The organism is Pseudoroseomonas cervicalis ATCC 49957 (assembly GCF_000164635.1).
GTDB classification, from domain to species: domain Bacteria; phylum Pseudomonadota; class Alphaproteobacteria; order Acetobacterales; family Acetobacteraceae; genus Pseudoroseomonas; species Pseudoroseomonas cervicalis.
Map to the genome: position 1 here is coordinate 66826 of NZ_GG770777.1, position 11060 is coordinate 77885.

The 11060-nt window shown below is 73.8% G+C and carries 11 protein-coding genes; 10 read left to right on the forward strand and 1 reads right to left on the reverse strand.

All coding sequences use genetic code 11. The features are described 5' to 3' along the window. The 9 genes from HMPREF0731_RS00275 to HMPREF0731_RS00315 all read left to right on the forward strand — a co-directional run. The coding region (locus HMPREF0731_RS00275) for a type 2 periplasmic-binding domain-containing protein (protein ID WP_007001962.1) at window positions 1-243 on the forward strand (243 nt) is incomplete at its 5' end. A 57-nt stretch (window positions 244-300) separates the two neighbouring features. Beyond that, a complete protein-coding gene (locus HMPREF0731_RS22970) occupies window positions 301-837 on the forward strand; it encodes a hypothetical protein (protein WP_007001963.1) in 537 nt (178 codons plus the stop codon). A gap of 64 nt (window positions 838-901) precedes the next feature. Continuing rightward, window positions 902-1252 (forward strand): hypothetical protein, encoded by a 351-nt coding sequence (locus HMPREF0731_RS00285; RefSeq protein ID WP_007001964.1) that lies wholly within the window; start codon window positions 902-904, stop codon window positions 1250-1252. 1 nt (window position 1253) lies between these two features. Next, window positions 1254-2522 carry an MFS transporter gene (locus HMPREF0731_RS00290; protein WP_281015352.1) on the forward strand — a complete coding sequence of 423 codons (1269 nt, stop codon included), beginning with the start codon at window positions 1254-1256 and terminating at the stop codon, window positions 2520-2522. Then, complete coding sequence (locus tag HMPREF0731_RS00295; RefSeq protein ID WP_007001966.1) at window positions 2519-3499, forward strand: Gfo/Idh/MocA family protein; 981 nt, start codon at window positions 2519-2521, stop codon at window positions 3497-3499. The genes HMPREF0731_RS00290 and HMPREF0731_RS00295 overlap by 4 nt, the downstream gene beginning before the upstream one ends. Before the next feature lie 139 nt (window positions 3500-3638). Then, window positions 3639-3989 (forward strand): RidA family protein, encoded by a 351-nt coding sequence (locus HMPREF0731_RS00300; protein ID WP_007001967.1) that lies wholly within the window; start codon window positions 3639-3641, stop codon window positions 3987-3989. A gap of 423 nt (window positions 3990-4412) precedes the next feature. Further along, the gene (locus HMPREF0731_RS00305; protein ID WP_245538213.1) at window positions 4413-5045 is read left to right on the forward strand and encodes a CHAP domain-containing protein; all 633 of its coding nucleotides are present in this window, start codon (window positions 4413-4415) and stop codon (window positions 5043-5045) included. A 224-nt stretch (window positions 5046-5269) separates the two neighbouring features. Next, a complete protein-coding gene (locus HMPREF0731_RS00310) occupies window positions 5270-7573 on the forward strand; it encodes a molybdopterin-dependent oxidoreductase (RefSeq protein ID WP_007001969.1) in 2304 nt (767 codons plus the stop codon). Beyond that, window positions 7573-9165 (forward strand): PhoX family protein, encoded by a 1593-nt coding sequence (locus HMPREF0731_RS00315; RefSeq protein WP_007001970.1) that lies wholly within the window; start codon window positions 7573-7575, stop codon window positions 9163-9165. The genes HMPREF0731_RS00310 and HMPREF0731_RS00315 overlap by 1 nt, the downstream gene beginning before the upstream one ends. A gap of 170 nt (window positions 9166-9335) precedes the next feature. On the opposite strand, the gene nhaA is transcribed toward HMPREF0731_RS00315, so the two are convergent. Then, entirely contained in the window at window positions 9336-10544 is a 1209-nt protein-coding gene (gene nhaA / locus HMPREF0731_RS00320; protein ID WP_007001971.1) for a Na+/H+ antiporter NhaA, read from the reverse strand. Between the two features lie 213 nt (window positions 10545-10757). On the opposite strand from nhaA, the gene HMPREF0731_RS00325 reads away from it, so the two are divergent. After that, window positions 10758-11060, forward strand: a 303-nt coding sequence (locus HMPREF0731_RS00325; protein WP_040611795.1) for a phosphotransferase, incomplete at its 3' end; no start/stop codon positions are given.

The following is an 11060-nucleotide window of genomic DNA, read 5'->3' on the forward strand; positions in this document are numbered from 1 at the left end:
GCCTGGCGGGTCGCCTGCACCAGCGCCAGCCTCAGCGGGCTGCGCGCCGCCGCCCAGGCCGGGCTCGGCGTCGCGCCGCATTCGGCGCGGCTGCTGCCGCCCGGCCTGCTGCCGCTGCCGCCCTCCCGCCATTTGCCGGCGCTGGGCGAGATCGAATTCGTGGTGATCGGCCCCGGCCCGCGCCACCCCGTCGCCGCCGCGCTGATCGAGGCGCTGCTCTCCTCCGGCGAGGGGCTGCCCTGAGGCGGCGCGGCACCACCGCTTCTGGCGCAAGGGCGGCCGAACCCCCATCCTAGAGGCATGTCTTCCTCCTCCCGGCAGGGTGCCATCCGCGTCGCCGTCGCGGCCGATGGGGCGCTGCATTACGCCATTCCCGGCCGCCCCGAAGCCCTGCCCACCGTCACCCCCCAGGCGCTCAGCCTGGCCTGGGACGCGGCGCGCGCCGCCGCCGCCGCCGAGGCCTGGGGCCCGCACCGCACCCTGGTCTTCGAGGGCGGCCCGGTGCTGGCGCTGGCCGATGCCGATGCCGCCTGCTGGGCCGAGGCGGTGGACCGCGCCGTGGGCCTGGAGAACCTCTCCGGCCTGGCGCTCTGCCTGCGGCTGCTGGCGCTGGTCGAGCTGCTGGGGCGCGCCGCCTGGATGCGCGGCCTCTTCGCCATCGGGGCGGAGGGGATCGAGCTGCACCCGGCGCTGCTCGGCGCCGCCGCCACCCAACCGCTGGATGGCGGGGCCCGGTTCGACGAAACCGCCATGAAGCGTCTATTGTCGCACCGTCTTGCCGGCGCGACCGGCGCGGAGGGGGGCCGGATCGGACCGGGGCGCGGCGCGCCCAGCTGAGGCGGGCGCCGCTCCGGCGCCGGGCCGCCGTCTCCCTGCCTATCGCCCTGTGCCGGAGCCCGCCATGAAACGCCTCGCCCTGACCCTGCTGCTGCTGCCCCCGCTGCTGGCGGCCTGTGCCAATGTGGCGCCGCGCACCGCCGAGGACCGGCAGAACGACGCCGCCCGCGCCGCCTGCCGCGCCGAGGCCGAGCGGCAGATGCGCTACCGCGAGCGCGGCCAGACCATGCGGGTGGACGAGGCCGAGTCGCGCCTCGGCTCCGGCGCCTTCATGGGCAATCCGCTGGAGCGCAGCCAGCTCGGCGCCCGCTTCGAGATGGACCAGATGATCCAGGACTGCCTGCGCAGCGCCAATCAGGGCCCGGCGCTCGCGCCGCAGACGGCGCCGCCGGCGGGGGGCGGGCGGGGCTCCTGAGCTGCCGGTCTTCCGGTCGCCCTTCGGCGCGCTGAGCCGCGCCCTGGCGACCCGGAACGCCCGCATCTTCTTCGGTGCCAGCCTGGCCTCCTGGACCGGGCTGTGGATGCACCGCATCGCCGTCTCCTGGCTCGCCTGGGAGATGACGGGCAGCGCCCTCTGGGTCGGGCTGGTCGCCTTCAGCGACCTGGCCCCGGCGGCGGTGATCAGCCCCTTCGCCGGCGCCATCGCCGACCGGGTGGACCGGCTGCGGCTCGCCACCCTCTCGCAATGCGTCATCGGGCTGGAGGCGGCGGCGGTGGCCACCCTGGTCGCCACCGACCTGATCACCATCGAATACCTGGTGGCGCTGGAGCTGCTCGGCGGCACGGCGGCGAGCTTCGCCCAGCCGGCGCGGCAGACGCTGATGTCCGGCATCGTGCCGCGATCCGACCTGCCGGCGGCGGTGGCCTGCAACTCGCTGGTGTTCAACGTGGCGCGCTTCATCGGCCCGGCGCTGGCCGGGCCGGTGATCGCCGGCTTCGGCGTGGCGCCGGCCATCGCCTGCAACGCGGTGGCCTATGCCAGCGCCGTCATCACCATGCCGATGCTGCGGGTGGACCCGGCGCACCGGCGCGGCCACCCCGCCACCGCCTCCCTGCTGGGCGAGGTGCGCGAGGGCTTCCATTACATTGCCCGCCATGCGGGGCTGGGGCCGCTGCTGCTGCACGCCGCCAGCATCGGCGTGCTGCTGCGCTGCGTGCAGGAGCTGCTGCCGCCCTTCGTCGAGCGCAATTTCGGCCGCGGCGCCGAATCCCTGGCGCTGCTGACCGCCTGCTTCGGCGCCGGCGCGCTGGTGGCGGGCTTCTGGCTGGCGGCGCGCGGCCGGGTGCAGGGGGCGACCGCCATCGCCATCCGCGCCACCGCCCTGCAGGCGGCGGCCACGGCGGGGTTCGTCGCCACCGGCTGGTTCCCGCTCGGCCTGCTCTGCGCGGCGCTGATCGGCGCCACCGCCTCGCTGCACGGCATCTCGGTGCAGCAGCTGGCGCAGACGGCGGCGGACCCGGCCATGCGCGGCCGGGTGCTGGCGGTCTGGGGCATGATCACCCGCGCCTGCCCGGCGCTCGGCGCCCTGCTGCTGGGGGCGGCGGGGGAGGCCTTCGGGCTGCGCTGGCCCACCCTGGCCGCGGTGGCGCTGGCGCTGCTGGCCTATGCCTGGGCGCGCTCGCGCCAGGGCCGGATCGAGGCGGTGCTGGAACACGCGCCGCCGGAGGATGGAGAGAGACGATGAGCCTGAACGCCGCGATCATCGGCATGGGCCGCTGGGGCCGCACCCTGGTGGAGAGTGTGCAGGGCGCCAATGACGCGCCGATCCGCTTCGTCGCCGGCAGCACCGGCACGCCGGACAAGGCGCGCGACTGGGCCGCGGCCCAGGGCATCCGCCTGCTCGACCGCTACGAGGCGGTGCTGGCCGACCCCGAGGTGCAGGCGGTGGTGCTGGCCACCCCGCACAAGCAGCATGCCGAGCAGGTGATCGCCGCCGCGCGCGCCGGCAAGCATGTCTTCGTGGAGAAGCCCTTCACCCTGTCCAAGGCGAGCGCCGAGGCGGCGGTGGCGGCCTGCCGCGAGGCGGGGGTGGTGCTGGCCCTCGGCCACAACCGCCGCTTCCTGCCCGCGGTGGCCGAACTGAAAGAAATGCTGGGGGATGGCCGCATCGGCACGCTGCTGCATGTCGAGGGGCATTTCAGCGGCCCCGGCGCCGCCGCCTACAAGGCCGGCATGTGGCGCGCCGACCGCAGCGAGAGCCCGCTCGGCGGCATGGGCGGCATGGGCATCCACATGATCGACATGATGGTGAACCTGGCCGGCCCGATCGCCGAGGTCTCGGTCGCCAGCACCGCCCGCGTGCTGACCAACGGGCTGGACGACACCACCGCCATGCTCTGCCGCTTCGCCTCCGGCGCCACCGGCACCTTCGCCACCCTGGCCTATGCGCCGCGCTGCTGGCGCGTGGCGCTCTATGGCAGCGAGGGCTGGGCGGAGCTGACCGACCATGAGCACCTGGTCCACCGCCCGCGCGAGGGCGAGACGGTGGTGCGCGACTTCCCGAAAGTGGATATCGAGCGCGCCGAGCTGGAGGCCTTCGCCGCCGCCGTGGCGGGCGGGCCGGCCTATCCGCTGCCGCTCGACCAGGCGGTGCATGGCGTGTCGGTGTTCGAGACGATGATCACCGCCGCCGCCTCCGGCGGACCGATGGCGGTGGCCTGACGGCGCGTCCGGCGGAGGGGCAGGGCGGGGCACCCCGCCTTGCCTCGATTCCGGGCGCATCCTAGAAGCGGCAGACCTCATGTCGCGTCCGGGAGAGCCCTCCCGGCACCGCGGACCATCCAGGGAGCACGACCACCCGATGAGCAAGATCACCCGTCACAATTCCGGCCCGATCCTCTCCGGCGCCATCGAGTATCATGGCTTCGTGTTCCTGGCCGGCATGACCGCCGACGACCTGACCCAGGACGTGGTCGGCCAGACCAAGCAGGTGCTGGCCAAGATCGACGAGGCGCTGGAAGGCCACGGCACCGACAAGACCCGCCTGCTGCAGGCCCAGGTCTGGCTGAAGGACATCCGCGACCGCGAGGCGATGAACAAGCTCTGGGCCGAGTGGCTGCCGGAGGGCGGCGCCCCGGTGCGCGCCTGCGTCGAGGCCAACATGGCCGATCCTCGCCATCTGGTTGAGATCATGATCACCGCTTGCCGCTGAGCGGTTGAGGCGGCCGTCCACAGGACGGAAACGCCTGGATTCGGCGCCGTGGGGGAAACCTCGCGGCGTCTTTTTTGTTGCTGTTCAGGGACTTGGCCATTCGTTGTGGCATTTTTGCCGCAACACTGTGGCATTTTGCGTCAGAGCATGGAGGGCTAGGATTAATCTCTTATTAGGGCAGCTCCCACATGGCGTGAAACTGCGAATCACGCCGCATTTCGCTCTGTAATACTCGCGACAGTTGCCGCCGCTCACGCATGCTTGCTACCGCCAGGGTGTCACGGCGCAAGTCGGGGCACGGGGGAACTGGGTTTCGGGGGTTGCATGCGGGGTAAGAGCACAGCGGTGGCTTTGGCCGTCCTGTTCGGAGCGATCTGCGCGGTTCCTGCGGCGGAAGCCTCGACACGATCGGCGCGGGAAACCGTGAAGCAGCCTCGCGTCACCACCCAGCAGCAGAGCGCCGCGTCGCGCAGCGCCAAGCCGCTGAACGCCGCGCGCCAGAACGTCGCCAGCCGCACCGCCGCGCCGGCCCGCGCCGCCAGCGGCGGCATCTCCTGCGTGCCCTATGTGCGCTCCGTCACCGGCATGGAGATCTCCGGCAACGCCCATCTCTGGTGGGCCAACGCCGCCGGCGTCTATGCCCGCAGCCAGCGCCCCGAGCGGGGCTCGGTGCTGAGCTTCCGCGCCTCGGGCGGCATGCGCTCCGGCCATGTCGCCGTGGTGTCCCGCGTCAACGGCCCGCGCGAGATCGAGATCGACCACGCCAACTGGGAAGGCCCGGGCATCCGCAAGGGCACCGTCATGCGCGGCGTCACCGTGGTGGACGTGTCGGATCGCAATGACTGGACCCTGGTGCGCGTGCAGGTCGGCCACAGCGACGCCGCTTTCGGCCGCGCCTATCCGACCAACGGCTTCATCCACAACCGCGCGGTGGGCGCCATCCGCACCGCCGGCTCGGGCTTCGAGGAAGTGGCCGAGGCGCCGGCGCCGAACCGCGCCCATGCCGACCACCTGGCCGGCGCGCTGCAGGACCTCAATCTGAACGCCACCCGCTGAGGCAGGGCGGGGCCGCCCCCGGCCCCCTGGCGCCGCCGACCCCCGGCGCCGAGCCTCGCGAGGAACCCCGCCCCGGCGGGGTTTTTTTGTGCCCGCGCCGCGCCGTCCGGCTGCCCCCGCGCGGCATTTGCACCGCTTCGCGTCGCGGCGCATTCTCCGCCGCCGCCACGCTGCCGCCGCTTGCGCCCAGCCCTGGCGCGCGAGGTGCCGAGGAGTTCCCGACCATGGCCGAGATCAGGCCGCACGCCGCCCATTGGGGCTATTTCGACGCCGTGGTGGAGCAGGGGCGCGTCACCGCCGCACGCCCCTTCGCGCGCGACCCGCAGCCCGGCGCGCTGCTCGATTCGGTGCCCGCCGTGGTGCATGCGGCCAGCCGCATCGACCGTCCCTACATCCGTGCCGGCTGGCTGCGCGGCGAGCGGCGCGGCACCCTGCGCGGCGACCGCGACTTTGTTCCGGTTTCCTGGGACCGGGCGATCCGGCTGGTGGCGGAGGAGAGCGCCCGCATCCGCGCCGAGCACGGCCACACCGCGATCCTGGGCGGCTCCTATGGCTGGGCCTCGGCCGGGCGCTTCCACCATGCGCGCAGCCAGCTGCAGCGCTTCCTCGGCCTCGGCGGCGGCTTCACCACCCAGGTGACGAACTATTCCTACGGCGCCGGCATGACGCTGATGCCGCATATCCTCGGCACCAACGACGTCATCCAGGGCCCGGTCACCGACTGGTCCAGCATCGCGAAGCACACCAAGCTGATGCTCTGCCTCGGCGGGCTGCCGCTGAAAAATACGCTGGTCACCGCCGGGGGCGCGGGGGCGCATGAATACGTGCCCTGGCTGAAGCGGGTGGCCGCCGCCGGGGTGCGCTTCGTCAATATTTCTCCGTTTCGCGGCGATGCGCCGGACTTCCTCGGCGCCGAATGGGTGCCGATCCGCCCCAACACCGACACGGCGCTGATCCTGGCCATGCTGCACACGCTGGTGGCCTCGGGGCTGGAGGATCGCGGCTTCCTGGCCACCCATTGCACCGGCTGGGAGCGGCTGCGCCCCTACATCCTGGGCGAGAGCGACGGCCAGCCCAAGAGCGCCGAATGGGCCGCCCCCATCACCGAGGTGCCGGCCGAGACCATCCGCGCGCTCGCCTATGAGGCGGCGCGGCTGCCCACCATGCTGACCGCCACCTGGTCGATCCAGCGCGCCGAGCATGGCGAGCAGCCCTGGTGGGCGCTGGTGGCGCTGGCCGCCGCGCTGGGCGGCATCGGCCGGCCGGGGGAGGGGGTGACCTTCGGCTATGGCTCGCTGAACGGCATGGGCACGCCGCGGCGGGAGCTGCCCTCGGTCTCGCTGCCGGCCACCCGCAACCCGGGCGGCACCGCCATTCCCGTGGCACGGGTGACCGAGCTGCTGGAGCGCCCGGGCGAGGTGCTGCACTACAATGGCCGGCAGATCACCCTGCCCGATATCCGCATGATCTGGTGGGCCGGCGGCAATCCCTTCCACCACCACCAGGACCTGAACCGGCTGCTGCGCGGCTGGTGCCGGGCGGAGACCATCGTGGTGCAGGAGCCCTGGTGGACCGCCGCCGCCCGCCACGCCGATATCGTCCTGCCGGCGACGACGACGCTGGAGCGCAACGACATCGCCTCATCCTCGCGCGACCGCTTCATCCGCGCCATGCACCAGGCCATCCCGCCCCAGGGCCAGGCGCGCCACGACCACGACATGCTGGCCGACATGGCCGAGCACTTAGGCTTCCGCGACCGCTTCACCGAGCAGCGCGACGAGGGCGCCTGGCTGCGCCACCTCTATGAGCGCTGGCGCGCCGCCTGCGGCCGCATGGGGTTCGAGGCGCCGGGCTTCGACGCCTTCTGGGCGGAAGGCCATGTCGAGGTGCCGCCGCCGGACGAGGATTTTGTGCTGTTTTCCGAATTCCACCGCGACCCGGTGGCCAACCCGCTGGCCACGCCCTCGGGCCGGGTGGAGCTGTTCTCGGAGACCATCGCCGGCTTCGGCTATCCGGGTGTGGCCGACCATCCGCGCTGGATGCCGCCGCGCGAATATCTGGGCAGCGAGCTGGCGGCGCGCTTCCCGCTGCATCTGCTCTCCTACCAGCCGGCGACGCGGCTGCACGGCCAGCTCGACCCCGGGCCGGTGGCGGCCGCCAGCAAGATCGCCGGGCGCGAGGCGATGCTGATGCACCCCGACGAGGCGGCGTCGCGTGGCCTGCGCGAGGGCGACATCGTGCGCGTCTTCAACGATCGCGGCGCCTGCCTGGCCGGGCTGCGCGTCACGGAGGACATCCGCCCCGGCGTCGTCGCCATGGCGACCGGCGCCTGGTGGGACCCGGACCCGGAGAGCGGCCTGGACCGCCACGGCAACCCGAACGCGCTGACGCATGACGAGGGCACCTCGCCGCTCGGCCAGGGCAGCGCCGCGCAATCCTGCCTGGTGCAGGTCGAGGCCTGGCGGGAGGCGCTGCCCCCCGTCACCGTGCACACCCCGCCGCCCATCGCCGGGCAGGAGGCCGCCTGATGACCACCACCCGCCGCGCCCTGCTGGGCGCCGCCGCTTTTCTCCCCGTTGCCAGCCTCGCCTCTGGCCCGGCGCGGGCGCAGATCGTCACGCTGGACATGCCGCCGCAGGCGCTGCCGGTGAAGCTGGACGACACCACCGCCCCCGGCTACCGCCGCGACGTGCTGGTGCGCTGGGGCGACCGCGTCACCTTCGACGCCCGCCCCTGGACCCCGCGCCAGCCCAGCGCCGAGGCGGCGGCCACGCAATTCGGCTGGGATGGCCGCATCTGCGGCATGGTGGTGCCGCCGGCCGGGGCGGATGGCGTGGCGCGCGGCGTGCTGGCCGTGGCGCACCCCACGGTGGACCCCGCCATGGCCTTCCCTGGCGGGCGCGACCGGCCGGCCATCGCCGCCATGATGCAGGGCGCCTCGCTGCTGAATATCGAGCAGCAGGGCGGGCGCTGGATCGTGGTCGATGGCGGCTACCAGTCGCGCCGGCTGACCGCCGAGACGCTGTGCCGCCTGACCGGCCCGGCGGCGGATCAGGTGGGCGGCGCCGTGCAGGGCCTGCTCGGGATCTCGGGCGGCTGCGCCACCCCCTGGGGCACGCTGCTGCTGGCCGAGAACGATCCCGCGCCCTGGCTGACGCGCCTCGCCCCGCTCGATGGCCGCTTCACCGATGGCACGCGCTTCGGCTGGGTGGCCGAGCTGGACCCGCTCGACCCCGCCGCGGTGCCGGCCAAGCGCACCGCGCTGGCCCGCTTCCCGCGCGGCGACGCGGCCGCCGCCCTCAGCCGCGACGGGCGGGCCGTGGTGTATCTCACCGACCACCGCGCCTTCGGCCATCTGTTCCGCTTCGTCTCGGCCGGGCCGGCCGGGGCGGAGGCGCTGGACGAGGGCACGCTCTCCGTCGCCCGGCTGGAGGGGCAGGGGGTGCTCCGCTGGGTGGCGCTGCCCGCCGGCGCCGAGACGGCGCTGAACCCGGTCGCCGCCGCCGCCAGCGCCGGCGCCACCGCCTTCGACCTGCCCGCCGGCCTGGCGCTGGATGGCGGGCGGCTCTACCTGGCCTGCAAGGGCAATGCGGCGCGCCGGCCGGAGCAGACCGACGCGCTGAACCCGCGCGCCGGCAGCAATGCCGGCCATGTGGTGGAGATCCTGCCCGAGGGCGGCGACCATGCCGCCGAGCGGGCCCGCGCCTCGCTGCTGCTGCTGGGCGGCGCGCCGGGGCCGCGCTTTGCCGGTTTCGTCCGCGCCTGGCCGGAAAGTCCGGCGGTGCTGGAGCTGGACCCGGCCGGGCGGCTGTGGATCGGCACCGACCATGATGGCCGCGTCGGCGCCGCGCCGGATGCGCTGTTCGGCTGCGACACGACGGGGCCGGGGCGCGGCATCGCCCTGCCGCTCTATGGCGCGCCGCGCGGGGCGGCGATCGGCGGCACGGCGATGAGCCCGGATGGGGTGGCGCTGTTCGCCCTGGTGCGCACCCCGGGCGCGGAGCCCGGCGCCTCCTGGGAGCGCCCCGGCACGCGCTGGCCGCAATTCGACCCGGCCCTGCCGCCGCGCAGCACGCTGGTGGTGTTCAGCCGGGAGGCGGGCGGCCGCGTCGGCGGCTGACGCCGCGAACATGAACGCCGGCGGCTGACGCCGCGAACATGAACGCCGGCGGCTGACGCCGCGAACATGAACGCCGGCGGCTGACGCCGCGGCCATGAAAAAGGCCGGGAGGTTGCCCTCCCGGCCCATCGTCCCGCCGGGGGCGTTGCCCCCCCCCGGATGGCGTTGCCTCAGGCGCCGGCGGTGCCCGGCGCCTTGCCCTCGCGCCGCGAGAAGCGCAGCAGCAGGTAGCCCGCGACGCCCGCGACCAGCGACCCGGCCAGGATGCCGAACTTCACCAGGTCCTGCATCGCCGCCGAATCGGCGAAGGCCAGCAGGCCGATGAACAGGCTCATGGTGAAGCCGATGCCGCAAAGCAGCGACACGCCGAGCAGCTGCGTCCAGGAGGCGCCGGCCGGCAGCTGCGCCAGCCCGGCGCGGATCATCAGCGCCGAGGCGCCGAACACGCCGAGCAGCTTGCCCACCACCAGCCCGGCGGCGACGCCGAGCGGCAGCGGCTCCAGCAGCACCCCGGCGCTGATGCCGGCGAAGGAGACGCCCGCATTGGCGAAGCCGAAGATCGGCACCACGATGAAGGCGACCGGCTTGTGCAGCGCGTGCTCCAGCTTGTGCAGCGGCGATTCCTCGTCGCTCGCCTCGGGCTTGCCGGGGGTCAGGCGGATCGGGATGGTCAGCGCCAGCAGCACGCCGGCCAGCGTCGCATGCACGCCGGAGCGCAGCACCAGCAGCCACAGCACCGCGCCCAGCAGCAGATAGGGCAGCAGCGAGCGCACGCCGCGCCGGTTCAGCCCGTAGAGCAGCGCCAGCACCGCCGCGGCCCCCGCCAGATCCGGCAGCGACAGGCCCGTGGTGTAGAACAGCGCGATGACGATGACGGCGCCGAGGTCGTCGATGATCGCCAGCGCCGCGAGGAACACCTTGAGCGAGACCGGCACGCGCGGCCCGAGCAGCGACAGCACGCCGAGCGCGAAGGCGATGTCGGTCGCCGCCGGGATCGCCCAGCCGCGCAGCGCCAGCGGGTCGCCGGCGTTGAAGGCGACATAGACCAGCGCCGGCGCGGCCATGCCGCCCGCCGCCGCGACGCCGGGCAGGATGCGCCGCCCCCAGGTGGAGAGCTGGCCATCCAGCATCTCGCGCTTGATCTCGAGGCCCACCATCAGGAAGAACAGCGCCATCAGCGCGTCGTTGATCCAGTGCTGCAGGCTGAGCGGGCCGACATAGCTGTGCAGGGCGCCGAAATAGGCGGGCGCCAGCGGCGAATTCGCGGTGAGGATGGCGAGTGCCGCCACCGCCATCAGGACGAGGCCGCCGGAGGCCTCGCTGTCAAGAAAACGCCGCATCGCCGAGGCGATGCGGCCTTGGCCGGCCGGATGTTGCATTCCCGCTCCTGTCCTGTCTGTTGTCCCCGCCGGGGCAGGATGAAAATTTCGTCACGATAGATCGCGGCAGGGCCGGAGCGTGACAAGGGCAAATCGGCGCGTGGCTTGCCGATTCCTGGGCAAAACCCGGTGCGCGGGGCGGCTTCTGGCCCTCCGGCGCGGCGAGGCGCATGATGCGCGACCTTGGCTTTGGCGGGAGGACGCGTGCAGGCGATGGACCATCTGGGTGCGGTGCTGGATCAGCCCGCGCCCCCGGCAGGCCCGGACGAAGCCGCCACCCTGGCGCGCGAGGCCTTCGGCCTCGCGGCCGAGGCCCGGCCGCTGACCGGCGAGCGCGACCGCAATTTCCTGCTGACCACGGCGGCGGGGCGCGACTACGCGCTGCGCATCATCCACCCGGCCGAGCCGCCGGAGGTCTCCGACTTCCAGAGCCGCGCCCTGCTGCATCTGGCCGGGGCCGCGCCGGAGCTGCCGGTGCCGCGGCTGCACTGGCCGCTGGGCGGCGCGGCGCCCGAG